The 25034-nt window shown below is 70.5% G+C and carries 22 protein-coding genes, 1 tRNA gene, 2 pseudogenes and 1 riboswitch; of the genes and pseudogenes, 18 read left to right on the top strand and 7 right to left on the bottom strand.

Features of this window, described 5'->3' with window-relative positions; genetic code table 11:
• Positions 1-33 precede the first annotated feature (33 nt).
• From rph to rdgB, 3 genes are all read left to right on the top strand, one after another.
• Positions 34-771, top strand: coding sequence for a ribonuclease PH (gene rph, locus F9278_RS17410; protein WP_152169183.1), 738 nt, complete (start codon positions 34-36; stop codon positions 769-771).
• A 181-nt stretch (positions 772-952) separates the two neighbouring features.
• Positions 953-1351, top strand: a complete 399-nt coding sequence (locus tag F9278_RS17405) for a hypothetical protein (protein WP_152169182.1) — start codon at positions 953-955, stop codon at positions 1349-1351.
• Positions 1352-1412: 61 nt separating this feature from the next.
• Positions 1413-2015 (top strand): RdgB/HAM1 family non-canonical purine NTP pyrophosphatase, encoded by a 603-nt coding sequence (gene rdgB / locus F9278_RS17400; protein ID WP_152169181.1) that lies wholly within the window; start codon positions 1413-1415, stop codon positions 2013-2015.
• A gap of 61 nt (positions 2016-2076) precedes the next feature.
• Here rdgB and F9278_RS17395 read toward each other — a convergent pair.
• Positions 2077-2159 (bottom strand) — tRNA-Leu (locus F9278_RS17395).
• 1193 nt (positions 2160-3352) lie between these two features.
• Positions 3353-3820 carry a thioredoxin-dependent thiol peroxidase gene (gene bcp, locus F9278_RS17385; protein ID WP_152169180.1) on the bottom strand — a complete coding sequence of 156 codons (468 nt, stop codon included), beginning with the start codon at positions 3818-3820 and terminating at the stop codon, positions 3353-3355.
• Between the two features lie 118 nt (positions 3821-3938).
• Between bcp and F9278_RS17380 the strand changes: the two genes are divergently transcribed.
• The 3 genes from F9278_RS17380 to F9278_RS17370 all read left to right on the top strand — a co-directional run bounded on the left by F9278_RS17380 (position 3939) and on the right by F9278_RS17370 (position 5123).
• A complete protein-coding gene (locus tag F9278_RS17380) occupies positions 3939-4268 on the top strand; it encodes a DUF3618 domain-containing protein (protein WP_152169179.1) in 330 nt (109 codons plus the stop codon).
• Positions 4269-4289: 21 nt separating this feature from the next.
• Positions 4290-4631: a GroES family chaperonin gene (locus F9278_RS17375; protein WP_193241531.1), complete on the top strand. Its 342-nt coding sequence runs from the start codon at positions 4290-4292 to the stop codon at positions 4629-4631.
• Positions 4632-4692: 61 nt separating this feature from the next.
• Positions 4693-4769, top strand: a riboswitch (guanidine-III (ykkC-III) riboswitch).
• 33 nt (positions 4770-4802) lie between these two features.
• A complete protein-coding gene (locus F9278_RS17370) occupies positions 4803-5123 on the top strand; it encodes a DMT family transporter (protein WP_152169178.1) in 321 nt (106 codons plus the stop codon).
• A gap of 19 nt (positions 5124-5142) precedes the next feature.
• On the opposite strand, the gene F9278_RS17365 is transcribed toward F9278_RS17370, so the two are convergent.
• Positions 5143-8580 (bottom strand): transglycosylase domain-containing protein, encoded by a 3438-nt coding sequence (locus F9278_RS17365; RefSeq protein WP_404818904.1) that lies wholly within the window; start codon positions 8578-8580, stop codon positions 5143-5145.
• 309 nt (positions 8581-8889) lie between these two features.
• Here F9278_RS17365 and F9278_RS17360 point away from each other — a divergent pair, with 309 nt between their 5' ends.
• The 4 genes from F9278_RS17360 to F9278_RS17345 are packed head-to-tail and all read left to right on the top strand — an operon-like array spanning position 8890 to position 12461.
• Positions 8890-9690, top strand: a complete 801-nt coding sequence (locus F9278_RS17360) for an ABC transporter permease (RefSeq protein ID WP_152169177.1) — start codon at positions 8890-8892, stop codon at positions 9688-9690.
• 16 nt (positions 9691-9706) lie between these two features.
• Positions 9707-10564: an ABC transporter permease gene (locus F9278_RS17355; protein WP_226967300.1), complete on the top strand. Its 858-nt coding sequence runs from the start codon at positions 9707-9709 to the stop codon at positions 10562-10564.
• A gap of 18 nt (positions 10565-10582) precedes the next feature.
• Positions 10583-11605: an ABC transporter ATP-binding protein gene (locus F9278_RS17350; RefSeq protein WP_152173914.1), complete on the top strand. Its 1023-nt coding sequence runs from the start codon at positions 10583-10585 to the stop codon at positions 11603-11605.
• 34 nt (positions 11606-11639) lie between these two features.
• Positions 11640-12461 carry a DUF1707 SHOCT-like domain-containing protein gene (locus F9278_RS17345; RefSeq protein WP_152169175.1) on the top strand — a complete coding sequence of 274 codons (822 nt, stop codon included), beginning with the start codon at positions 11640-11642 and terminating at the stop codon, positions 12459-12461.
• 95 nt (positions 12462-12556) lie between these two features.
• Here F9278_RS17345 and F9278_RS17340 read toward each other — a convergent pair whose 3' ends face one another.
• Positions 12557-13882, bottom strand: coding sequence for an SGNH/GDSL hydrolase family protein (locus F9278_RS17340; protein WP_152169174.1), 1326 nt, complete (start codon positions 13880-13882; stop codon positions 12557-12559).
• A gap of 346 nt (positions 13883-14228) precedes the next feature.
• On the opposite strand from F9278_RS17340, the gene F9278_RS17335 reads away from it, so the two are divergent.
• The 3 genes and pseudogenes from F9278_RS17335 to F9278_RS17325 all read left to right on the top strand — a co-directional run bounded on the left by F9278_RS17335 (position 14229) and on the right by F9278_RS17325 (position 17017).
• A complete protein-coding gene (locus F9278_RS17335) occupies positions 14229-15599 on the top strand; it encodes a DUF445 domain-containing protein (protein WP_152169173.1) in 1371 nt (456 codons plus the stop codon).
• Between the two features lie 328 nt (positions 15600-15927).
• A pseudogene (locus F9278_RS17330) lies at positions 15928-16383 on the top strand (MFS transporter); the annotation flags it as partial.
• Between the two features lie 175 nt (positions 16384-16558).
• Positions 16559-17017, top strand: coding sequence for a hypothetical protein (locus F9278_RS17325; RefSeq protein ID WP_152169172.1), 459 nt, complete (start codon positions 16559-16561; stop codon positions 17015-17017).
• Between the two features lie 52 nt (positions 17018-17069).
• Here the strand turns inward: F9278_RS17325 and F9278_RS17320 are convergent, their stop codons facing one another.
• The gene (locus tag F9278_RS17320) at positions 17070-17570 is read right to left on the bottom strand and encodes a levansucrase (protein WP_152169171.1); all 501 of its coding nucleotides are present in this window, start codon (positions 17568-17570) and stop codon (positions 17070-17072) included.
• Positions 17571-17629: 59 nt separating this feature from the next.
• Entirely contained in the window at positions 17630-18214 is a 585-nt protein-coding gene (locus F9278_RS46230; RefSeq protein WP_193241530.1) for a protease, read from the bottom strand.
• 215 nt (positions 18215-18429) lie between these two features.
• Between F9278_RS46230 and F9278_RS17310 the strand changes: the two genes are divergently transcribed.
• The 5 genes and pseudogenes from F9278_RS17310 to F9278_RS17290 all read left to right on the top strand — a co-directional run bounded on the left by F9278_RS17310 (position 18430) and on the right by F9278_RS17290 (position 23616).
• On the top strand, positions 18430-19392 hold the full coding sequence (locus F9278_RS17310) for a GlxA family transcriptional regulator (RefSeq protein WP_152169170.1): 963 nt from the start codon (positions 18430-18432) through the stop codon (positions 19390-19392).
• Positions 19393-19933: 541 nt separating this feature from the next.
• Positions 19934-21496 (top strand): hypothetical protein, encoded by a 1563-nt coding sequence (locus F9278_RS17305; RefSeq protein WP_152169169.1) that lies wholly within the window; start codon positions 19934-19936, stop codon positions 21494-21496.
• 169 nt (positions 21497-21665) lie between these two features.
• Positions 21666-22842, top strand: a pseudogene (locus tag F9278_RS17300) (winged helix DNA-binding domain-containing protein).
• A 52-nt stretch (positions 22843-22894) separates the two neighbouring features.
• Complete coding sequence (locus tag F9278_RS17295) at positions 22895-23374, top strand: hypothetical protein (RefSeq protein ID WP_152169168.1); 480 nt, start codon at positions 22895-22897, stop codon at positions 23372-23374.
• Positions 23371-23616: a hypothetical protein gene (locus F9278_RS17290; protein ID WP_226966779.1), complete on the top strand. Its 246-nt coding sequence runs from the start codon at positions 23371-23373 to the stop codon at positions 23614-23616. The genes F9278_RS17295 and F9278_RS17290 overlap by 4 nt, the downstream gene beginning before the upstream one ends.
• Before the next feature lie 173 nt (positions 23617-23789).
• Here the strand turns inward: F9278_RS17290 and F9278_RS17285 are convergent, their stop codons facing one another.
• A complete protein-coding gene (locus F9278_RS17285) occupies positions 23790-25019 on the bottom strand; it encodes a ZIP family metal transporter (protein ID WP_226966778.1) in 1230 nt (409 codons plus the stop codon).
• Positions 25020-25034: the final 15 nt, after the last annotated feature.

The raw sequence follows: 25034 nt of genomic DNA, 5'->3' as shown, positions 1-25034 counted from the left end.
GGGTGTCGCGCGACACCCCCTAAGCTCAGCGCCATGTCTCGAATCGACGGCCGCACGCCCGAACAGCTCCGCCCGGTCACCATCGAACGCGGGTGGAGCAAGCACGCCGAGGGCTCCGTCCTCATCTCCTTCGGCGACACGAAGGTCTTCTGCACCGCCTCCGTCACCGAAGGCGTCCCCCGCTGGCGCAAGGGCAGCGGCGAGGGCTGGGTCACCGCCGAGTACTCCATGCTCCCGCGCGCCACCAACACCCGCGGCGACCGCGAGTCCGTACGCGGCAAGATCGGCGGCCGTACCCACGAGATCTCCCGCCTCATCGGCCGTTCCCTGCGCGCCGTCATCGACTACAAGGCGCTCGGCGAGAACACGATCGTCCTCGACTGCGACGTCCTCCAGGCCGACGGCGGCACCCGTACGGCGGCCATCACCGGCGCGTACGTCGCTCTCGCCGACGCCGTCGCCTGGGCCCAGGGCCGGAAGCTGATCAAGGCCGGCCGTCAGCCCCTGGCAGGAACGGTGTCCGCGGTCTCCGTCGGCATCGTCGCCGGCGTCCCCCTCCTCGACCTCCGCTACGAGGAGGACGTGAAGGCCGACACCGACATGAACGTCGTCTGCACCGGCGACGGCCGCTTCGTCGAGGTCCAGGGCACCGCCGAGGCCGAGCCGTTCGCCCGCGAGGAACTCAACTCGCTGCTGGACCTGGCGGTTTCCGGCTGCGACGAGCTGGCCGCCCTTCAGCGCAAGGCACTTGATACGGTCCTCGAAAGGTAAAGAAGGGTAAAGGGCGCACCAAGAGCGACGGCCGCCGGTGGCAACCACGGCGGCCCCGCCCGCGTCCTTGCCCATACGGGCGCACGGCACACCACCGTGCGCCCGGCCCACCGCAGTAGCCGTTCATGCACCACGCAGGGGGCCGTCAGGCCTGCAACCAGTCCACCAGGAGGACCGTTCCATGGCCGCGAGCCGCCGACGTCGTATGACCGCCATCGCCGGAGCCGTAGCTGCCGTCGCCCTCACGGCCGGGCTCACCACCGGCTGCGACGCGGTGAACAAGGCCCTGGACTGCGTCCAGACCGCCGACGCCATCGCCCAGAGCGTCAACGACCTCCAGCAGGCCGTGCAGACCGCCGCGGACGACCCGACGCAGCTGGAGGAGTCCCTCGCCTCCATCGACAAGAACCTCGACGAGATCGGCGACAAGACGGACAACGCCGACGTCAACAAGGCCGTCGACTCCCTCCAGAAGGCCGTCACCGACACCCGTACGGCCGTGGAGAACGGCGACACGACGCCCGACATCAGCGGCATCACGGACGCGGCGGGCGAACTGACGAAGGTCTGCACGTCGTAACGGCACCGGCAGCGGCACTACTCGGGAGAGCCGGGCGGCGGGGGTCGCGATACTGGTGGGCATGACCCGCCTGATCCTCGCCACCCGCAACGCCGGCAAGCTCACCGAGCTGAAGGCCATCCTCGCCGACGCGGGCCTCGCCCACGAACTCGTCGGCGCGGACGCCTATCCGGACATCCCCGACGTCAAGGAAACCGGCGTCACCTTCGCCGAGAACGCCCTGCTGAAGGCCCACGCCCTCGCCCGCGCCACCGGCTTCCCCGCCATCGCCGACGACTCCGGCCTCTGCGTCGACGTCCTGAACGGCGCCCCCGGCATCTTCTCCGCCCGCTGGGCCGGCACCCACGGCGACGACAAGGCCAACCTGGCACTGCTGCTGGCCCAGCTCGGCGACATCGCCGACGAACACCGTGGCGCCCACTTCAACTGCGCCGCGGCCCTCGCCCTGCCGGACGGCACGGAGCGCGTGGTCGAGGGGCGGCTGAGGGGCGTACTGCGTCACACCCCGGTCGGCACGAACGGCTTCGGCTACGACCCGATCCTCCAGCCGGAGGGGGATACGCGGACGTGTGCGGAGCTGAGCCCGGAGGAGAAGAACGCGATCAGCCACCGGGGCAAGGCGTTCCGGGGGCTGGTGCCGGTGCTGCGGGAGCTGGTGGGCTGAGGCCCACGGGGAAGGTCCGGCTTGCAGAAGTCGCAAGCCGGACCTTGAAAATAAAGGCGAGTGCGGCCTGAGGGATTCGAACCCTCACGGGATTGCTCCCATCGCGCCCTAAACGCGAGGCGTCTGCCGTTCCGCCAAGGCCGCTGGTCGCCCGTCGTCCAGCATGGCGGGCGGCTGTCAGTGTACGGTGATCGGCCCCTACCCTGCGAGTGGTGTTCGTTCTTTCTGTCGGCACCACGTATCTGTCAGCGCGTGGCAGTTCGGGCACGGGTATCGCAGGTTCTCCTGGCGGTTGTCGTGCCAGTCCCCGTTGACGTGGTCGATCTGCAAGGTGATGCGACGGCCTAGCCATTCACCAGGGTTGCCGCGACTCGCGCACGCGTACCGCACTCCCACTTCGGTCAGGGCTCGGTGCAGTTGGCTTCTGTTGGTTCGTCCGGCGTGCGCGGGTAGAACAACGAGTACACGATGAGCCGTCGGGGCGTGAGCCGGGCTGTCCGGCTTGCCCCAGGCGCGGCGTTTGAAGTGGCTGGTGTCGAGTCCTAGGCGTGTTGCGGCGCGCCTCACGCGTCGGTGGTCGGTGTCGTTGACAGCCGGATCGAGGCCACGCATCACATCGGCATAGCTCGATGCTTGGGGGGATCAGGGTGCGGAGTGTGTCCTCGTGAATCGACAAGCGGGTGTGGGCGAAGTGCTTTGTGTCAACGCCCCGTTCGCGCAACATGCGTAGCAGTGTGGCGCGCGAGCGGCTGTCATCCGGAACGCCCAATGAGCGCGCCACGCCACGAACGCTGTGTGCTGTGGCTGCGGCTGCTCTCAACTCCTCGGTGGTGAAAGGAAGGTCCAGCTCGGGCCGGTCGATGCCGGGGAAATGGCTGATGTCGATGCCTGCCGCGTCGATGCGCCGTCGAATATGGGACAGCGTGCCGGTGGCCGGAGTGGCGCCCAGCTTGAGTGCTACCTCGCGCAGCGAGAAGGATGAGGCGGCAGCTTCGGCGATGTCGGCGTCCGGGTATTTGCGCCACGGGCTGCGCTGGGTGAAGTGGCTCGTGTCCAGCCCGTGACTGGCAACCTTTTCTTGCAGCACACGTCGCTGCCCCCCGCTCGTCTGGAGTCCGAGCCGCCGCATTGGATCTGTCCAGTTGCGTGTCTCGGCGACGGCTGGTGCGAGTCGCTCCTTGCTGTAGGCGTCCATGCCCACCCACCCCTCCCATTCGACTGTTTGATCAGTCCTCGCATGGAGTAACGAACCGTTTATCGGACGGTCACGTCCGGGATGCGGAACGGCCCGTACCGGATCGTTTCGGTACGGGCCGTGCGGGCGGCTGCTGCGGGTCTCAGATGCCCAGGTCCTTGATGATCTTCGCCACGTGGCCCGTCGCGCGGACGTTGTAGAGGGCGTGGGTCACCTTGCCCTCCTCGTCGACGATGATCGTGGAGCGGATGACGCCCTGGTAGGTCTTGCCGTAGTTCTTCTTCTCGCCGAAGGCGGCGTAGGCGTCCAGGGCCGTCTTGTCGGGGTCGCCGAGAAGGGTGACCTTCAGGGACTCCTTGTCGCGGAACTTGGCGAGTTTCTCGGGCTGGTCGGGGGAGATGCCGATGACGTCGTACCCGGCGTCCGCGAGGAGCTCCAGGTTGTCGGTGAAGTCGCAGGCCTGCTTGGTGCAGCCGGGGGTCAGGGCGGCCGGGTAGAAGTAGACGATGACCTTGCGGCCCCTGTGGTCGGACAGGGACACCGCGTTGCCGTCGGCGTCGGGGAGGGTGAAGGCGGGGGCCACGTCACCGGGCTGGAGTCGCTCGCTCATCGGTCCAGCGTAATGGCGGGCCCTGGCAGTGCGGCGGCGGGTGGAGCTGACAGACTGTCCGCAACCAAGAGATTTCACCAAGAGATTTCAGGGACAACCGACAACGGGAGGCAGCGCGGTGGCGGATACCTCGGACACCAGAAGCCCGGCCGAGATCGAGGCGGACATCAAGCGCCGCCGCGACACCCTCGCCGAGACGCTCGACGAGATCGGCGTCCGTGTGCATCCGAAGACCATCGTGGGCGACGCCAGGGCCAAGGTCGTCTCCAACATCGACCACACCCTGGGCAAGGCGTACGTCTCGGTCAACCGGGTCGTCAGCGATGTCCGGGGCCAGTTCGTCGACGAGGACGGGGCGCCCCGGATCGAGCGCATCGTGCCCGTCGCCCTCGTGGTCGTCGGTGTGGTCGGGCTCCTGGCCTTCAGCACCCGGCGCCGTAGGGCCTGACGAGGACGGTAGGTTCGGGGTGTGAGCGAGAAGACCCAGCACGACAAGTTGCCCATCCGGATGCTCCACGACCGTGTGCTCGTGCGGCAGGACACCGCCGAGGGCGAGCGGCGTTCCGGCGGCGGCATCCTGATCCCCGCGACGGCGGCCGTCGGCCGGCGCCTCGCCTGGGCCGGGGTCGTCGCGGTCGGCCAGAACGTCCGGACCGTCGAGCCCGGCGACCGGGTCCTCTACGACCCCGAGGATCGCGCCGAGGTCGAGGTCCGGGGCGTGGCGTACGTGCTGATGCGGGAGCGTGATCTGCACGCGGTGGCCGCGGACCGGTTCGAGGGGTCGGAGGACTCCACCGGCCTGTATCTCTGATTCCACTGTCGGTAGAGGCGTGAGGGGCTGGTGACCATGGTCACCAGCCCCTCACGCCTCTGTTTTGCTACCGTTGAAGACGCCCGACGAGACGCGCCGTACCGGGACCCGCACCGGGATTCGACAAGACGACGCACCCCGATTCCCTTCACGGATCACGGAGGTGCCGTCATGGCCTGGGTTCTGCTCGTCGTCGCCGGAGTACTCGAAGTCGGCTGGTCGATCGGGATGAAGTACACCGATGGATTCACCCGCCCGCTGCCGAGCGTGCTCACCGGCGCCGGCATCGTCGCCAGCATGCTGCTGCTGTCCTACGCCGCCCGTACCCTGCCCATCGGTACCGCGTACGGCGTGTGGGTGGGGATCGGGGCGGCCGGGGCGGCGGTCGTCGGCATGGTGTGGCTGGGGGAGCCGACCACCGCCGCCCGGATCTTCTTCGTATGTCTGCTGCTCGTGGCCGTGGTGGGGTTGAAGGCCACCTCCGGCCACTGAGCAGTCGCGGTCACCTCGGCTAGCCGAAGGGTCCCACCGAGGTGTCGCCCCCTGTGGTCGCTCCGCCGTCCGTCGTTCCCCCGTCGGTCGTGGTGCCGCCGGTGGAGGTGGCGCCGCCGTCCGTCGTCGTACCGCCCGTGGACGTGGCGCCGCCGTCGGTGGTGGTGCCGCCGGTGGACGTCGTACCGCCGTCCGTGGCCGTGCCGCCGGTGGAGGTGGTGCCGCCGTCGGTCGTGGGCGTGCCGCCGGTGGTGGTGCCGCCGTCGGTGCCGCCGTCGGCCGGGCCGTCGGTGTCACCGTCGGTCGGGCCGTCCGTCTCCTCCTCGCCCGTCGCGCCCGGCTCGTCGGCCGGGGTGCTGGGCGGGGTGATGACGACGTCCGCGCCGACCTGGAGGTCGAGGTCGAACTCCTTGACCTTCTTGCCCTTCAGGGCCTCCTTGGTGAACTGCGCCCAGATCTCCGTGGGCGCCCCGCCGCCGTTGATGCGCGGCAGGCCCATGGCGCCGTACAGCGGCTTGTGGGCGCCCGTCTTGGGGTCCTGGCCCATGACGGAGACGACGGTGGCGAGGTCCGGGGTGTAGCCGGCGAACCAGGCCGCCTTGTCCTCCTCGGCGGTGCCGGTCTTGCCGGCGACCGGGTGGCCGGAGGCCTGGGCGGCGGTGGCGGTGCCGCTCTCCACGACGCTCTGCAGGACGGCCGTGGTGGTGTCGGCGGCCTTGCGGCTGACGGCCTGGGTGGACTCCGTCGTGGGCAGCTTGATCACCTCGCCGTCCTTGCTGATCTTCTCGATCATCGTGTACGTGCCGTGCTTGCCGTGGTTGGCGAGCGTGGCGTACGCCTCCGTCATGTCGAGGACGCTCGCGGTGGCGGTGCCCAGGGCGATGGACGGGTACGGGTTCATGTCCGGGGTGTTCTTGGGCAGTCCGAGGTCGATCGCGGTCTTCTCGACCTTCTCGGGGCCGACGTCCACGGCCATCTGCGCGTACACCGAGTTCACGGAACTCTGGGTGGCCTGGCGGACGGTGATGTCCCCGTAGTTGACGTAGTCCTCGTTCTCGGGGGCGTACGTCCCGCCGGGCCAGCCGACCACGGGGCGCTTGTTGGTGCCGTCGTAGATGGTGTTCGGGGTGATCGCCTGGCCGCTCTGGTTGTTGGAGGCGTTCTCCACGGCGGAGGTGAACACGAACGGCTTGAAGACCGAGCCGTTCTGGAAGTCGCGGCGGGTCGCGTTGTTGACGTACTGCTTGGTGTAGTCGATGCCGCCGTACATCGCGATGACCTTGCCGGTCTTCGGGTCGATGGAGACCCCGCCGGCGCGGACATGGTTGTCGATCTTGCGGTTCTTCTTGTCGAGCTTGTCCATCAGCTGGTCGTCGACGGCCTTGATGAAGGCGTTCTGCATCTTGGGCTGGATGGTGGTGGTGATGCGGTAGCCACCGCCGTTCTCCAGTGCCTTCTCATCGATGATCTTGTGCTCGATGAGGTACGACTTGATGGCCTCGACTAGGTAGCCGCGCTGGCCGGAGAAGGCGCTGGACGTGGTGGCCTGCTTTGGCATCGGGAACCTCGCGCCGGTCCGCTCGGACTGCTTGAGCCAGCCCTCCTTGACCATGCCGTCGAGGACGTAGTTCCAGCGGGCGACGGCCGCGTCCTTGTTCTCGGGGTGGGCGACGACGTCGTACATGCTCGGCGCGTTGACCAGGGCGGCGAGGTACGCGCCCTGCTCGGCGGTGAGTTCGTCGGCGTCCACGCCGTAGTAGGCCTGGGCGGCGGCCTGGATGCCGTAGGCGTTGCGGCCGAAGAAGCTGGTGTTGAGGTAGCCCTCCAGGATCTCGTCCTTGGTGACCTCGCGGTCCAGCTTGATCGCGATGAAGAACTCCTTCACCTTGCGGGTGACGGTCTGGTCCTGGGCCAGGTAGTAGTTCTTCACGTACTGCTGGGTGATCGTCGAGCCGGACTGCTTGCCCTTGCCGGTCGCGGTGTTCCAGGCCGCGCGGGCCATCGCCTTGAGGTCGATGGCCGGCTCGGAGTAGAAGTCGCGGTCCTCGGCGGCGAGTACGGCCTGCTGGGCGGCCTTGGAGACCTTCGACAGCGGGACGTTCTCGCGGTTGACCTCGCCGTCGCGGGCGATCTGGGTGCCGTCCGCGTAGAGGTAGACGTTGGACTGCTTGGTCGCGGCGTCCTGCGGCTTCGGGATGTGGACCATGTTGTAGCCGAGCACGAAGGCGCCGGCGATCAGCATCAGTCCGATCACGAAGGCGCCGAGCACGAAGCGCCAGGTGGGGATCAGCCGCTTCCACCCGGTCCGCTTGGGCCGCTTGCGCTTCTTCGCCTTGCCGCCGTCGGGGGCGGGGTCCGGGGTGACGTCCGGCACGACCGCGGTGGCCTTCCCGGCGGGGATGACACCGAGGGCCTGCGTGGGCGTGTCGGCCCCGGGGCCCGCGGTGGCGGCGGTGCCCGCGGCGGCGGCGCCTGCGGTGGCGGCGGCGCCTGCTTTGCGGGCCGGGGTGATGGCCAGGGTGGTGGTGGGGGTGTCATCGGCGCCGCCACCTGCCGTGCCACCCGCCGCGCCGGGGGTCCGGGGGGACTTGGCGTCGTGGGTGGAGGAGGGGGTGCCGCCGGAGGAGGGGGAGGAGGCTCCGGAGGGGGTGCCGTCACGTCCGGCGACGGCGCCGGGGCCGGTGTCACGTGCGCCGGCCGCGCCGGCGCCCAGCGCGCCGGCGGCCTTGGCGGCCCGCGCCGCCCTGGCAGCCCTGGCGGCCCGCGCGTCCGGGACCCCGGCACCGGGCGCCTGCCCACCACGGTCCCCGGAGGGCTTGCCACCGGCAGCGGACGCGGACGCGGATGCCGACGTGGACGTGGACGTGGACGTGGATGCGGACGTGGACGTGGACGCGGACGCCGAGTCGGCCTCGGCCGCCCGGCCACTTCCGGCAGGAGGCTTCCCACCGGGTGCCGAGCCGGGTGCCGAGCCGGGTGCCGAGCCAGGTGCCGAGCCAGGGGATGCCGCGCCGGGCGACGCGCCGGACCGCCCACCGGGCGCGGCACCGGGCGCGGCACCGGACGCCGCGCCGGACCGCCCACCGGGCGCGGCACCGGACGACCCATCGGGCCGTCCGCGGTCCGCCGCACCGGACCGCGAGCCAGGCTTGCCGCCGGGCGCCGCGCCGGACCGCCCACCCGGACGCCCACCGGCTGCCGTGCCGGACTGCCCGCCAGGCCTCGCCCCCGGCGGTCCGCTCGGTGTCGGGTCGGGGCGGTTGTCGGGCCTTCGGAGGGCGGAGGTGGGCCCGTCGGTCGGGGGCGGGTCGGTGGCCGGTGTCGTGCCGGGCTCGCCGTCGGTGCTCCCCTTGGCGGCGTTGTCGCCGGACCCCGGAGTCGCGCCCGGAGTGCGTCGCTCCGGATCCCTCGGCGCCCAGCCCGGATCGTTCCGCTTCGGCTGCGGCTCGTCGCTCATCGTGCTGCCGTGCTCCTGTTTTCGCGTCGTACGTTCATTTCCGTACGGCCTCGTACGCTTTACGCCCGCTCCGGGCCGGTTCTGAACCCCTGAGTTAAGACTCTCGTACCGTTCGATCCGTTCCCGGATCGCGTCACGTCCCCCTCACACCCCAAGCGCACACCATGCGCACCTCACGAGCGCCACCGTCCGCCCCCGAAAACGCATGGCGGGCCCCTCCGGCCGCGGACTAGGCTCCTTCGCTTCGGCCCGAATCGGTCCAGGCCTCGGCCTTTCGCCTAACTCTTCGCAGCGGATGGGGGTTTCCTCGTGGGCACAGGGCGGTTGTACGCCGCCGTCGCCGCCGGTGGTTTCAGGCGGTACGCGACATATCGGGTGGCCACCGCGGCGGGGGTGTTCACCAACACGGTCTTCGGCTTCATCCTCGCATACACCTACCTGGCCCTCTGGCACGAGAAGCCCCACCTCGGCGGCTACGACCAGGCCCAGGCACTCACCTATGTCTGGGTCGGCCAGGCCATGTTCGCGGTGATGGTACTGGGCAGCGTGGGATTCGAGGAGGAGTTGATCGAACGGATCCGGACCGGGGACATCGCGGTCGACCTGTACCGGCCCGTCGACCTCCAGCTGTGGTGGCTCGCCGCCGACATGGGCCGCGCCCTGTTCCAGCTGCTCGGACGCGGTGTCGTCCCCATGGTGTGCGGCGCCCTCTTCTTCGACCTGGCCCTGCCCGGCGGCCCGCTGCCCTGGCTCGCCTGTCTCGTCGCGGTCGCCCTCGGCGCCCTCGTCAGCTTCGCGATCCGGTACATCGTCGCCCTGTGGGCCTTCTGGCTCCTCGACGGCGCCGGAGCGATGCAGATCACCTGGCTCACCGGAGTCTTCTTCTCCGGGATGCTCCTGCCGCTCAACGTCTTCCCCGGCGCCCTCGGCGACCTCGCCCGCCTCCTGCCCTGGTCCGCCCTGCTCCAGGCCCCGGCGGACGTCCTGTTGGGCGAGGCCGACCCCTGGGCGACGTACGCCTTCCAGCTCACCTGGGCGGTGGTCCTGCTCACGGTCGGGCGGCTGATCCAGTCGGCGGCGACCCGGAAGGTGGTGGTCCAGGGTGGCTGACCTCGACGAGCGGCCCATGGCGGGAGTCGGGCCCGAGGACCCGTTCGACGCCTACGGTGTGGGCGACCGCGTACGGGACGGGCTGCGCGCCTATCGCATGATCGCCGCCATGTGGATCCGCTCCACGATGGCCTACCGCGCCTCCTTCGCCATGACGACCTTCGGCAACTTCGCGGCGACCTCGTTCGACTTCGTGGCGATCCTGCTGATGTTCTCCCAGGTGGATGAGTTGGGAGGCTTCTCCCTCCCCGAGATCGCCCTGCTGTACGGCACCTCCGCCGTCGCCTTCGGGCTCGCGGATCTGATGATCGGCTCCATGGACCGGCTCGGCCGCCGGGTCCGCGACGGCACGCTCGACACCCTCCTCGTACGACCCGTGCCCGTGCTCGCCCAGGTCGCGGCGGACAAGTTCGCGCTGCGCCGCCTCGGCCGGGTCACCCAGGGACTGTTCGTCCTCGGGTACGCGCTCACCACGCTCGACATCGCCTGGACGCCGGTCAAGGCGCTGATGATCCCGCTGATGGTGTGCGGCGGCGGGCTGATCTTCGCGGCGGTGTTCGTCGGCGGCGCGGCCTTCCAGTTCGTCGCGCAGGACGCCTCCGAGGTGCAGAACGCCTTCACCTACGGCGGCGCGACCCTGCTGCAGTACCCGCCGGCCCTCTTCGCCAAGGATCTGCTGCGCGGTGTGACCTTCGTCCTGCCGCTCGCCTTCGTCAACTGGGTGCCCGGACTGTACGTCCTGGGCCGCCCCTACCCCCTCGACCTGCCGTCCTGGACGGCCTTCGCACCCCCGCTGGTCGGCGTGGCCTGCTGCGCGCTGGCGGGGCTCGTGTGGCGGGCGGGGCTGCGTTCGTACCGGAGTACAGGGAGCTGAGCCGTGGCGTCAGACAGCATGTTCATCGAACTCGACCGCGTCGAGAAGGTCTTCGACGTCCGGAAGAAGACCGGGTTCCTGCGGCGGGAGCGGCGTGAGGTGCGGGCGGTCGACTCGATCTCCTTCACGGTCGCGAGAGGGGAGATGGTCGGCTACATCGGGCCGAACGGCGCGGGAAAGTCCACCACCATCAAGATGCTGACCGGCATCCTCACACCGAGCGGGGGCCGGCTGCGGGTCGCCGGCATCGACCCGTCCCGGGAACGGACGCGGCTGGCCCGCCGTATCGGAGTCGTCTTCGGACAGCGCACGACCCTCTGGTGGGACCTCCCGCTCATCGACTCCTACCGGCTGATGCACCGCATGTACCGCATCCCCGACGCCCGTTACCGCGAGAACCTCGACCGCTGTGTCGAACTCCTCGAACTGGGCGAGCTGTTGGACGTGCCCGTACGGCAGCTCTCGCTCGGGCAGCGGATGCGCGGGGACATCGCGGCGGCGCTGCTGCACGACCCCGAGGTGCTGTACCTGGACGAGCCGACGATCGGACTGGACGTCATCAGCAAGGCGAAGGTCCGCGAGTTCCTCAGGGAACTGAACACCGGGCGGGGCACGACCGTGCTGCTCACCACGCACGACCTCCAGGACATCGAGCAGCTGTGCCGCCGGGTGATGGTCATCGACCACGGGCGGCTGATGTACGACGGGCCGCTGACCGGGCTGCACGAGGTGGGCGAGAGCGAGCGGACCCTCGTCGTCGACCTGGAGCGCGAGTTGCCGCCGATCGAGGCCGGGCCCGCCCGCGTCGTACGGGTGGAGGGGCCCCGGCAGTGGCTCGCCTTCCCGGCGTCGGAGTCGGCGGCCCCGCTGGTGGCGCGGATCGCGTCCGAGTATCCGCTCGTGGACCTCTCCGTGCGGGAGCCGGACATCGAGGCCGTGATCGCCCAGATGTACGCGCAGCAGGCGGAGCGGGTGGCGGAGCGGCGGGGGGCGGAGGAGGCCGGCGAACGGGTGGGGGAGCCGGGGCCGGCTGTGTCGTAGCCCCTGTGCGGGGGTTCCTCGTAGGCTGATTCGTATGACGGACGACATGCCGGATCTTCCGGCCGCCGCGGATCTTCGTGCCTCCGACGCCGATCGTGAACGGGTCTCCGAGCAGTTGCGGGACGCCCTCGCGGAGGGGCGGCTCGACATGGAGGAGTTCGAGGAGCGGCTGGACGCGACGTACAAGGCGCGGACGTACGGCGAGTTGGCGCCGATCACCCGGGATCTGCCCGGGGCGGGGACCGTGGCGCCGCCGGCCGTCGTGCCGTCGTCGTTGCCGTCGTCGCCGTCCGTGTCGCTGGTCAAGGGGCCCGGGGAGGGCGCGAGTTGGCCGGAGCGGATCGTCGGGGGCGAGGGGACGTCCACGTGGGGCGTGGCGATCATGTCCGGGTTCGAGCGCAAGGGGCGGTGGACCGTGCCCGCGCGGTTCGACTGCTTCGCGTTCTGGGGCGGCGGGGAACTGGATCTGCGGGACGCGGTGTTCGCGGAGCGTGAGGTCACGATCAACTGCGTGGCGATCATGGGCGGGATCAATGTGATCGTGCCGCCCGGGGTCGAGGTCGTCGTCCGGGGCATCGGGATCATGGGCGGGTTCGACCACGGCGAGGAGGGGGTGCCGGGGGATCCCGGGGCGCCTCGGGTGATCCTCACCGGGTTCGCGTTCTGGGGCGGGGTCGGGGTCGAGCGGAAGGTGCCGAAGGCCGAGCGGCAGCGGTTGAAGGAGGCGCGGAGGTTGGAGCGGGTGGAACGGCGTGAGGCCCGGCGGGAGTTGCACGCGTCCCATCTCGACCGGGTGCACGAGAAGCGGCGGGAGAGGGATCTGGAACGGGAGCGGCGTAGGGGGCGGGAACGGTAGGTCGTGTGCCGGGTGCGGGTGCGGGTGCGTCGTGGTTGCTCGCGCCGTTCCCCGCGCCCCTAAAAGATTGCGCCGTTCCCCGCGTCCCTGTGTTGCTACAGCTCCGCCGGTGCCGAACCCTTGAGTTTCTGTAGGTCGAAGACCTCGGCCATGCGTTCGTAGCCCTTGTCGCTGGGGTGGAGGTGGTCGCCGGAGTCGTAGTCGGGGCGGAGGCTGCGGGGGTCGTAGGGGTCGCGGAGGGCCTTGTCGAAGTCGACGTAGGTGTCGAAGACGTCGCCCGAGCGGATGGTGGCGTTGACGGCCTGGCGGACGGACTCGCGCTGGTCGGAGTAGCCGCGGTGGCCGCGGAAGGGCATCAGGGTGGCGCCGACCACCCGCAGGCCCCGGGCGTGGGCCCGGTCGACGAGACGGCGCAGGCCCTCGGTGATGGCCTCGGGGTCGGCCCGGCCGGGGTTCTTCAGGATGTCGTTGACGCCGAGGTCGATCACCACGGCCCTGACGCCCGTCCGCCCGAGGACGTCCCGCTGGAAGCGGGAGAGTCCGCTCGGGTTCTCGGCGGGGCGGCCGTTGCCGTCGGTGAGGACGCGGTTGCCGCTGATGCCCTCGTTGACGACGCTGTAGCGGGGTGTGTCGGAGGAGCCGGCGGCGGCGCGGATACGGCCGGAGAGGACGTCCGTCCAGCGCCGGTTCTCGCCGGCCGTGGAGGTGACGCCGTCGGTGAGTGAGTCGCCGAGGACCACGACCGTGCCGTCGGACTCGTTGCTCAGCACGTCCAGCGCGGTGACGTACCGCCAGTGCATCGTCTGCGTGGTGTAGGGCACCCCGGTGACGTCCGCGACCCGGTCGCCCTCGGCGGTGTACGAGATCTGCCGGGCGTGCGCGTGATAGGTCGCCGGGCCGGAGGGCGTCGGGGAGTAGGTGGTGATCAGTACGTCGCTGTCGTGCGGGATCGGCACCCGTACGGCGTCGCTCACCACCTGCTGACCGGCGGCGACGACGACCGTCGGATTGCCGGCGAAGGTGAGGCGGCGCATGGTGTCGGCCGCCGCGGCCGGGGTGGCCGACGAGGCGGCGACGGCGAGCGAGGCGTGGGTGATGGTCAGCGGCTGCTGGCCGTAGAGATTGGACAGCGTGACGCGGGCACTCGTACCGGAGGCGGTCGTGTGCACCACGTTGCGTACCGAACGGCCCGCGAGGCCCGCCGTCTCGGTGCCCGGCTCAGACCCGCTCGGCGAGGCGGCCCAGGCGCCGACCCAGACGCCGGTCGAGGCGGGTGCGGCGCTGTTGCGGGGCGCGCGGGTGAATGTCTCCTGGCGGTGGGTGCCGTCGTCGGTGCCGACACCGACGTATATCGCGGCCGAGATGGCCACGATCAGCGCGGCGATGGCCGCCAGCAGTGCATAACCGTTCTGCCTGGTCATGCGGTGAGCTACTCCTCGGGCTGTGGAGCCCCGAGGCTCCGATGTGATCACCCCATCATGCGTCATGGGGTCAGGGCTGCTTGTCGGAACCCCGATCGGTTCCCCCGCCCGGACAGACGCGGGGAACTCCTGTTCCGTTCCGGGAGTAGGTCATGCAGTGGGTCACGTCCGCAGGTGTGGAAGACCGGCAGAGTTGAAGATCGGCAGAGTTGAAGATCGGCAGAGTTGAAGATCGGCAGAGTTGAAGATCGGCAGAGTTGAAGATCCGCAGAGTTGAAGATCTGCGGGTGTTGAAGAGATGAGGAACGGGACAATGTGTACGGGGGACAGGGAACGGGTGGAGTGAATGGACCGTACGAAAGCGGAAGCGGCGGAAGCTGCGGACGAGACGGGCGAGGCGGGCGAGGCGGGCGGAGCGGCGCGGGCCGCCGAGCCGCGTGTCTCGCACCGCACCATGACCACCTTCAGCGCCGCCGACGAGGAGAAGCAGCGCGGCGTCCGGCAGATGAAGCTCATCGCGGCCGGGCTACTGCTCTTCGTCGCACTGGTGTACGTCCTGGCCAAGTGGGCCGCGCACGAGGGCGCGGGCGCCTGGGCCGGCTATGTCGCGGCGGCGGCCGAGGCGGGCATGGTGGGCGCGCTGGCGGACTGGTTCGCCGTGACCGCGCTGTTCCGCCATCCGCTCGGGCTGCCCATCCCGCACACCGCGATCATCCCCACGAAGAAGGACCAACTGGGCGTCTCGCTCGGTGAGTTCGTCGGCGAGAACTTCCTCTCCCAGGACGTCGTACGACAGCGGCTGCGGGCCGTCGGCATCGGCAGCCGGCTCGGCGCGTGGCTCGCCGAACCGCAGAACGCCGATCGGGTGACGGCCGAGCTGGCGACCGCGCTGCGGGGCGCGCTGACCGTGCTGCGCGACTCGGACGTGCAGGCCGTCGTCGGGGAGGCGATCACCCGGCGGGCGGGCGCCCAGGAGATCGCGCCCGGCATAGGGAAGATGCTGGAGAAGATCGTCGTCGACGGCGGCCACCGCCGGGCCGTCGATCTGATCTGCGCCCGCGCCCAGAACTGGCTGATACTCCACGACGAGCAGGTGATGGACGCCGTCGAGGGCGGCGCCCCCGGCTGGACCCCCCGGTTCGTCGACCGGCGCATCGGCGAGCGGGTCTACAAGGAGCTGCTCCGCTTCGTCACCGAGATGCGCGACTCGCCCACCCATCCGGCGCGCGGCGCCCTCGACCGCTTCCTCACCGACTTCGCCACCGACCTCCAGTCCGACACGGACACCCGGGCGCGGGTGGAGCGGCTGAAGGGCGAGGTGCTCGGCCGGGGCGAGGTCCAGGACCTGATCGCCTCCGCCTGGACGGCCGTACGGTCGATGATCGTGTCCGCCGCCGAGGACGAGCGCAGCGAGCTGCGGTTGCGGGTCCGGACCTCCCTGCTGTCGCTGGGCACCCGGCTGGCGACCGAGCCGAGTGCGCAGGCCAAGGTCGACAAGTGGCTGGAGGGCGCGGCCGTGCATGTCGTGACCACCTATCGCGCGGAGATCACCTCCCTCATCACCGAGACGGTCGCGAGCTGGGACGCCGAGCACACCACGAAGAAGATCGAGGCCAACATCGGCCGTGACCTGCAGTTCATCCGGATCAACGGCACGGTGGTGGGTTCGCTGGCGGGCCTGCTGATCTACACGGTGTCGCGGGCGCTGGGGGCGTAGGCCGTTCGGGTGCCCTCGCGGCGGCCGGGCGCAGGCCCCGCCGGGCGGGGCACTCGGGCCGGGTTCGCTCGATGTGGAGGGAGCCGCAGCCCATGTCCGTCACCGATCCGAAGTCCCCCGGATCCCCGGATCCCCGGATTCGCCGGATTCACCGGATTCACCGGATTCGCCGGGGTCGCCGGGGTCGCCAGGGGTGATCACGACCGCCGTACCGGCGCGTCTGGACCGTCTGCCCTGGTCGCGCTGGCACTGGACGATCGTCATCGGCCTCGGCACGGTGTGGATCCTCGACGGGCTGGAAGTGACCGTCGTCGGCAATATCGCGGGGCGAGGCAAACTGTTCGACACGGTCGGGCGGCGGATCATGATCTCGTCGACGTATCTGCTGTCCGGTGTCCTGCTCTTCGTCACGGCCTGGCTCTTCGGCCGGGGTTCGCTCGACGAGGTGACCCTGACGGGCTGCTGGTGCGTCGTCCTGTTCTTCGCCTCGGCCGGGGCGAGCAGCGCGTATCTGACGGTCTCGGAGGTCTTCCCCATGGAGACCCGCGCGATGGCCATCGCCTTCTTCTACGCCCTCGGCACGGCCGCCGGCGGTATCAGCGGGCCGCTGATCTTCGCCGAGCTGACCGAGTCCGGGGTCGTCTCCGACACCGTCCTCGCCTTCCAGATCGGTGCGGGGCTGATGTGCGCGGCGGGGCTGGTGGCGGCGTTTCTCGCGGTGCGGGCGGAGCGGCGGTCGTTGGAGGACATCGCGGAGCCGTTGTCGGCGACGGCGCTCCGCTGAGGGGGGGCGGGGGAGGGGTGGGGTGGGGCGGGTGGTTGGTCGTCCGTCGCGCCGTCGTGGCTGGTCGCGCAGTTCCCCGCGCCCCTTACAGGGGGCGGGGTCTGCTGTGTGGCTCAGGGCGGACTGAGTATCCGTACTCTGTCGGCGCGGCGGCTGCCCGGCAACCCTCGTACGCATGACCGAGAAGCTGCTTCGCCCTCTGCGCACGCGCCCCTGGCCGGAACGCTGGCTGACGCGTCTGCTCGGTGCCGCGCTCGCCGCGGCGGCGTACCGCGTCTGTCTTCCCTGGGATCTGCGCAACCGGCCCGAGCTGGAGGGTTCCCTCTCGGAGACGACCCCCGTGACCGTCACGGGGCTGATCGTCCTCGCTCTGGTCCTTCTGCTCCTCGCGGCCTACTTCGGCCGTCGGGACGCCCTGGCCTGGCCGTTGCTCCTGGTCGCCGTCCCGCCGGCCGCCCTCATGTACTTCTCCTTCCACAGCCGCCCCGAGCCCCTGGACGCCTCCGTCTGGCCTCTCTCCTGGGCCTTCTTCACCCTGGTGCTCGGCGCGTGGGTGCTGGTCGCGGCCTCGGTGGCCCGGGGGTTCCGGAGGGAGCCGGTCGACGAGGAGTGGCTGATCAGGGCCCGGAGTTGAGCGGTCGTGGGGTGGGGGACGGGGGCGGGGGTGCCACCGTGCCACCGTCGTGTCACCGGCCGTCGAGGTAGAGGGTGCCCTTCTTGAGCATGTGCGACGCGTAGGCCCTGCCCACGAAACCCTTGCGCCGACAGATACCCACGTACTGGCGCGCGCTGTCGACCACGACGGGCCGGGCCATGATGCCCCAGTCATGGCGCGCCTGCGCCTCCGCCCACTGCATGGCGGCCGGGTCCACCCGGTCGCTGACCAGCACGGGGAAGATACCGATCCCGGTCTGTACCCCGGCCGGCAGTCCGCCTTTGATGCGCTTGGCGTACTCCATCGCCTGGAAGGTGAAGGTACCGATCGTCGCCATCGTGATCTCCGGGACGGCGATCGCCATCGTGAACAGATGCATCTTGCCCAGCCACCGCAGCCGGAAGTCGGCCCGCCGCCCTATGAGTACGGGCACCCCGCCCCAGTCCTCCCACCAGGTCTGGCAGCCGTCGGTGGCGAGCCGGGCGGCAACGGAGGCGAGGTAGGCCTGGGAGGGGGACTGGTGTGGATGCATGGCCGGATCATGCACCCGCGCGAGGGCCGGTGGGAAGCGGGTGGGATGCGGGGAGCGCTTCACGCGCCGGTGGTCGAACCGGGGCGGACGATCATCAGGATCGTGACCGTGGCCCACAGCAGGTTGAACACGCCTGTGAACATGGCGAGTTGAGCGGTGGCCTTGGTCACCTTCGTAGTCTTCGTCGCCGTGGTCGCCGTGGTCGCCGTGGTCGCCGTGGTCGCCGTGGTCGCCGTGGTCGCCGCGGGGCCGGTCGTCGTCCTGGTCCCGCCCGCCTCCACGTCACCGCCGACCCCGGCATCTCCGCCGAGCCCCTCCAGGATCTCCTCCTGCCGGGGCAGCACCAGCGCCAGCAGGACCATCGCCGCGAGGGTGGTCAGCAGCATCGACACGATCAGCCAGGGGTCCTTCAGCACACCCATGCTCATCGCCGTGGCGAACCCGAGGACGGGTACGGCGATGCCCACACCGCCGTACACCCGGCAGATCCGGTGCAGCAGCCGTACGGCCGACACCGCCCGCTCGCTCCCGGGTTCGGCCAGCGCCTTGCGCGCGCTCGGCGGGAACATGCTGGCCGCGACGGTGATGGGCCCGACGGCGATGATCGCGGCGAGGACGTGGAGGGAGAGCAGGAACTTGGTCACGGGGGGACGCTATGGGGTGGGCGGGATGGGGAGTAGTGGCGGGATGGCCATAGGTCAACGGATTCTCGCCAGCGGTCCCGCCAGTGTCCCGCCAGTGTCTCGCCAGTGCGGTGAGTGCGGTGAGTGCGGTGAATGTGGTCCCCTCGGGCGCGCACCCGGAGCCCTGCAGCTCACCGGCGCTTGGCGAGAACCCGGCGCCCCCCTACGCTCGCGCCATGCACACCGTGGCCGTACTGGCGCTGGACAACGTGATCCCCTTCGACATGTCGGCCCCCGTCGACACCTTCGGCTGGGCCCGGCTGCCGGACGGGCGGGAGGCGTACCGGGTGCGGGTCTGCGCGGCGGCGGCGGACGGGGAGGTGAAGGCGGGGCCGTTCAGTGTGCGGGCGCCGTACGGTCTGGAGGCGCTGGCCGACGCGGACACGATCATCCTGCCGGGGACCGAGGACCCGACCGTGCCGCTGCCGCCGGGGGTGACGGAGGCGCTGCACGCGGCGGCGGCGAGCGGGACGCGGATCGCCTCGGTCTGCGTGGGCGCGTTCATCTTCGCCGCGACGGGACTGCTGGACGGGCTGCGCGCCACGACGCACTGGATCGCGGCTCCCGACCTGGCGGCCCGCCACCCCCTCGTCACCGTCGACCCGAACGTCCTCTACGTCGACAACGGCCAGTTCCTGACCTCGGCGGGCGCGGCGGCGGCCATGGACATGTGTCTGCACATGATCCGGAAGGACCACGGCTCGGCGGTCGCCGCGTTCACCGCGCGGATGTGTGTCATGCCCCTCGAACGGGAGGGCGGCCAGGCCCAGTTCATCGTCCAGGACCAGCCCCCGGCCCCCGCCGGCGCGGCGATGGAGCCCCTGCTGCGCTGGCTGGAGGAGAACGTGGAGCGGGATCTGACCCTGGACGACATCGCCCTCCACGCCGGCACCAGCGCCCGCACCCTGAACCGCCGTTTCCGCGAACAGACCGGCACGACGCCGTTGCAGTGGCTGCACCGGGCGAGGGTCCGCCGCGCCCAGTACCTCCTGGAGTCCACCGACCACACGGTCGAACGCATCGCCACCCAGGCGGGCTTCGGCTCCCCGACGGCTTTCCGCGACCGCTTCAAGAGGGTGGTGGGGACGAGCCCGTACGCGTACCGGCGGGCGTTTCGGGGGGAGGGGGGCGTTCTTTAGGGCGCGCGATGTCGGCTGGGGCGTGTTATGGGCTGGGGCGTGTTACGGGCTGGGGCGCGTTCTGGGCCGGGGTGCGTTCTGGGCTGGGATGCGTTCTGGGCCGGGGTGCGTTCTCGACGGGGGATCGCGCCCTTTTTTTGGGGGCGCGAGGCGCCGATCGCCGGATGTCACGGGGGGCGCCGCCCGGCCACAGGGCAAGCGCGGGCCACGACGTCCACCTCGACCAGCCCGGCCGCCTGCGCGCGCTGATGGCCGGATTCCTCAACTCCCTTGTCGGGAGCGACAGTTGGGCCGTACTGGAATGTGACCCAAGTCACCGGCGTGACGTACGGGAAGTGGTCCGCGACCCACCCGTAGGCCTGGCATGCTCATGCGTGGCTACTGGGGGGTAACCGCCGCGTGCGCGCTGTCACACGGCCCGCCTGGGTCATGCGGACGGCTGTGTCGTCGCGACCCGCCCCCTGGATGCCGTATCTCCTCATCTCCTCATCTCCTCCCTCCTGAAGCGCACCCCCCTGTCACCGCTCCCGAGGACTCACGCGTGCACGAGCTCAGAAGACATGCCCTGCTGTCGGCACTGTCGGCGATCACCGTCGCGACCCTGCTGACCACCGGCTGCTCCGCCTCCGGTTCCCCCTCCACCGTCGACAAGGCGGCGGCCACGACGGCCGAGAGCCCCGAACCCGGGGCCGTCGAGGAACAACTCGCCGTCGTCTCCGCCCCGGACGGCGACGCCACCCCCACCGCCGTGGCCGACGCGAACGCCGTCGACCAGGGCAAGGCCAAGAAGTCCGCGCTCAAGGTCGCCTCGTACGACCGGAAGAGCGGCCGGGCGGTCATCTCGGCACCTTCGTCGTCGGCCGCCTCGGACGCCGAGCCGTCGGCGACACCGTCGGAATCCTCGTCGGACAAGGGCTCCAACTCCGACTCCGGCTCCGACTCCGGTACGGACTCCGGCTCCGGCTCCAACGCCGGTACGGACTCCGGTGCCGGCTCCGCCGCCGACTCCGGTGACGCGAAGTCCAAGCCCGCCGTGGCCGTAGGCGACGTCATAGCCAGCGCCCCCGCGCCCGGCGCACCCGACGGCGTACTGGCCAAGGTGACGGAGGTCGTCGAGACGGCCGCGGACGGCGGTACGACGGTCGAGACGGAGCCGGCCAAGCTCAACTCCGTGCTGGGTGAGGGCGAGGCGGACGGCACCGTCCCCGTCGACCCGTCCACCATGAAGGTCGACCCGCTCGTCCAGGGCGTGAAGGTCTCCTGGGCGAAGACCGGTGACCTCACCTTCGGCCCCGAGGGCGCGAAGCTCCCGCTGGGCAGCCTGCGCATCGACGTCGGCGCCGCCGTGGAGACCGCGCCGGGCGCCCCCGCCTCGGCCGCCGCGTCGGTCGAGGGCTTCGTCCAGCTCGCCCCCGAGGTCGCCTTCTCGTACGACGGTTCCGGATCCGGTACGGGCTCCTCGCCCGGCGGCGCCTTCCTGGGCCTCACCGGCGACTGGGCCTCCCAGTGGTCGCTGAAGGGCCGCGCGGCGGGCTCGACCGACGGCAAGCCGATCCGTATCCCCTTCGCCGAACTGCACGCCGACCCCGTGATCCAGGTCGGCCCGGTCCCGATCGTCGTCAACCTCGACCTCGTCTGCTACTTCCAGGTGGAAGCCGACGGCCGCGTGACGGTCGACGTCGAGCAGGACCTCAAGGGCGACTTCCGCGTCGGCGGCAACTTCACCTGGGCCAAGGGCTGGCAGGGGGTGAGCGAGTCGAACATGAGCGGCGAGCCGCTGAAGACGACGGTCACCGCCGTCGGCGACGTCAAGGCCGCGATGGGCGCCGAGGCGACGGTCGGCCTCTACGGCACGGTCGGCGTCACCGCCGACGTCGCCCCGTACCTCCGCGCCGAGGCCGACGCGACGGCCGAGGGCTCGGCGGACGGCACCGGCTCCGCCACCGGCTCCTGGGCCCTCTACGGCGGCATCGACCTCACCGGCACCCTCAATCTCCAACTCTCCATCTTCGGCACCCCGATCTTCCAGACGAAGATCCCGCTGGGCGCGCTGCACGAGGAGTGGCTGCTGACGAAGGGGGAGGCGAGCACGTCGACGCCGTAGCGCGCCGAGCCTCGCTCACCGCAGTTCCCCTGCTCCCCTGCTCCCCTGTTCCCTTCAGGCCCTGCCTCACCTCCGCGTGGGGCAGGGCCTGTTGCGTCGGACCGGACCGCATCGGATGGCGCTGAACCGCATCGGACGGCGTCGGACCCCGCTACGGCAGAATCGCGCCATGGGGACCAAGAAACTCACCGCCCGTGCCCTCAACCGCGCGACGCTCGCCCGCCAACTCCTCCTCGCCCGCGCGCCGTTGGACGTGACCGAGGCGGTACGCCGCATCGTGGCCCTCCAGGCCCAGCAGCCGGCCTCCCCGTACATCGCCCTGTGGAACCGCCTGTCCCGCTTCGACCCGACGACCCTCGACAAGGCACTCACCGACCGCCACCTGGTCCGTACGACCCTGATGCGGATCACCCTCCACACCGTCCACGCCGACGACTACGCCCCCTTTCGCGAGGCCATGGAACCCACCCTCCGCGGCTCCCGCCTGCGAGACCCCCGCTTCAGGGCCTCCGGCCTGACCGCCGAGGACGCCGACGCCGTACTCCCGCCCCTCCTCAAGTACGCGGAGACCCACCCCCGTACGGCGGCCGACCTCCGCACCTGGCTGGAGACCCACCTCGGCACCCCCCTCCCCACCGCCGCCCACCGCCTGCTGCGCCAGTACGCCCCCCCTCTGGCACCAACCGACCGGCGCCCCCTGGTCCTTCACCACCCGCCAGTCGTACGTCACCGCCACCCCACCCCCGTCGCTCACCGACCCGGAGGCCGCCGCCGAGGGCCTGAAAACCCTGATCCGCCGCTACCTCTCCGGCTTCGGCCCGGCGACGCTCGCGGACATGGCCCAGTTCGCCCTGGTCGGCCGCCACCGGGCGCGAGCGGCGCTGCGGTCCCTCACGGACGCGGGCGAACTGGAACTCTTCGAGCAGGCGGACGGCAAGGAGGTCCTCTACGACCTCCCGGGCGCCCCCCGCCCCTCCCCGGACACCCCCGCCCCACCCCGCCTGATGGCCATGTGGGACAGCCCCCTCCTCGCCTACCTCGACCGCTCCCGCCTCCTCCCCACGGACTACCGCACGTACGTGATCCGCGTGAACGGCGACGTCCTCCCCACCCTCCTCGTGGACGGCCACGTGGCGGGCGTGTGGCGCCCGCTCGCCACAGGCATCGAGGCCACGGCCTTCCACCCTCTCCCCGAGTCCACCTGGCAATCCCTGACCGCGGAGGCCGCCACCCTGACCACGTTCCTCACCACCCGCGGCGACCTCACCCCTTACCGCCGCTACGACCACTGGTGGGCCAAGCCCTTCCCCGACACGGCGGAGACCCGTCTGCTCTCTTTTGAGTGAGGGCGCTCGTGAGCGATGGTGTCCATGCGAATTTCGAAGTACTTTCAAAGTCATGGGTACCGAGAGCGCCGCCGTGAACTTCTCCGAGCTGGTGAACAAGAACAAGCGGACGCTGGCCCGGCTCCAGGACTCGCCGAGACTGCTCCTGCACCGCAGAGACGGCGAGGACCTGGTGCTCACCACCGCGGCGCGGGCCGAGCAGGACCAGACCGTGGTGTCGGCGGCCACGCGGATGCTGGTCGCGATGGCCCGCCGCGAGCCCGGCAGCATGGAACTGCTCCTCGACATACTGCCGGACGCGTTCCCCTGGGTGCGCTTCCTCCCCGAGCCCGACGTCCACGCCTTCGCCGTCGAACTGGTCGACACCATGCGGGCCGCCGACTCCGTCGGCAACAGTGCGTCCGTCGCCCAGTTGCTCATCGCCTGGCAGCACACCGCAGAGGTCTACTCCGACCCCGAACTACTGGCCGCGCCGACCCGAGACCACTCCGAGGACTACGGCCCGGTACCCGACCCCCGGGACGTCGCATGAGCGTCGGCCGCGGAAATCGCGCCGCACCACCGGCACCGGACGGCCACTGGGAAGTCCGCTTCGCGGACGCCGCCTCGGCCAAAGGCTGGGAGAACCTCGCCCAACAGGCCCGGGAGAACACCTACCGAGCCTGGGTCACCATGCGCACCCACCCCAACCCGACCATCGAGACACCCCGCCACCACCGGCTCAAGGGAAGCCTGGCCCACGGCACTCACCGGGGCCAGACCTGCGAGCAGTGACAGGTCGAGGTCACCGGCGGCGGCCGCGTCCGGTACCTCCTGGACACCGCCCGCGACACCTGTTGGATCACCTTCGCGGGCACCGGGCATCCGAAAGCCACGGACCGTAGCTGATCCGGCACATGAGGGGGCGGCGCGGCCGGACATGGCCGCTCACCTACTCGCGCTGGGGCCTACACCCTGCCGATTCCGCCTCGCAGCGACGACAGGACCAGGCGCCCGTACCGTGTCGTCAGGGCTGCCGCTGTGGCAGCGACGGACAGCCCGAGAGAGATGAGCAGGTGTGTCACGGAGTGGTCGTCGAGAACCTGCAGAATGCCGAGGGCGGTGCCCAGTGGCAGGCCGAGGATGGTGAGCAGCCCCAGAGCGCCGCTGATCTGCTGACTCTCCTGGGTCTGTACGAGCCTGCTGTAGTCGCCCGCTTCAGCAAGGATCTCGTCGAAGCGGGCGGGTAGCCGATGCTGGTTGTGGAAAGCGAGCAGCAGGTCGTTCGCGGGCCCGTGGGCTGTGAGGTGCTGTCGCCAGTAGGTGCTGCGAAAGACGGCGATGTTCCTCTCCAGGGTGGCCACGCGTCGTGCGAGTCGCGAGGAGTCGAACACGCCCGATAGTTCGTCGGTGAGTTCATCGATGTGATCGCGTTGGAGAACGCCGAGGAGCAGGGCGTCGAGATAGACCGTGCGGGAGTGCAGGGCACCGAATTCGAAGAAGTCGCCCTGTCCCGTATCGGGCCGGTGACCGAGGAAGGCAGCGCCTTGCCGAAGTACCAGGGCGCTCCAGTCCGCCGAGATGCGGACGGCGTCTTTGAGCTGCGCGTGAGCGGTCTCTGGTGGGACGGGGAAGTCGTCTGGTGTGGAGCGGGAGGCCAGTTGCCACAACCAGCGGTCGGCATCGGCGGGAAGTTCTCTCTCCGGGCCTGTGCGGAGCGCAGGAGTGTGTTGTGGCGTCGGCGTCATGAAGGCGACCGAGTAGGGCCGGGCAATGGCGAACGGTACGCCGGAAGTGCGTACGTCGGCGACATCCACGAGGAGTGTGGTGGGATCGAAGCACCCGGTGAGCGGTTCGGCACTGACCTCCGACCGTCGTCCGGCCAGTGCCCGGAGGATGGGCAGGAGCGGTCTCTCCACACTGAAGTGCAGTACGGCGAGGGCGTGTTCGGGGTCGCGTGCGCTGGCGGCACGGAGAAGTTCCAGGCCGATCAGATGCAGCCCATCGTGCTTGACATCTGTGGGCAGGTGCCAGCGCCGGGGCCGTCCAGGCCCTCCGTACAGGGCTCGGGCGGAGGCGGGAGCGAAGTAGGTCGACCGGGTTTCGGCGTCGGTGCGGCGGCTACCCAGCTCGAACGGGAAGGGCCCTTCCGTCCAGTCGGGAATGCGCTTCAACCGCACGGGCAGGACGACGGTCAATTCCTGGCGCGACCC

Source organism: Streptomyces phaeolivaceus (genome assembly GCF_009184865.1).
GTDB lineage: Bacteria > Actinomycetota > Actinomycetes > Streptomycetales > Streptomycetaceae > Streptomyces > Streptomyces phaeolivaceus.
The sequence above is the reverse complement of the archived record's forward strand: the minus strand, read 5'-3'. Positions and strand labels throughout refer to the sequence as shown.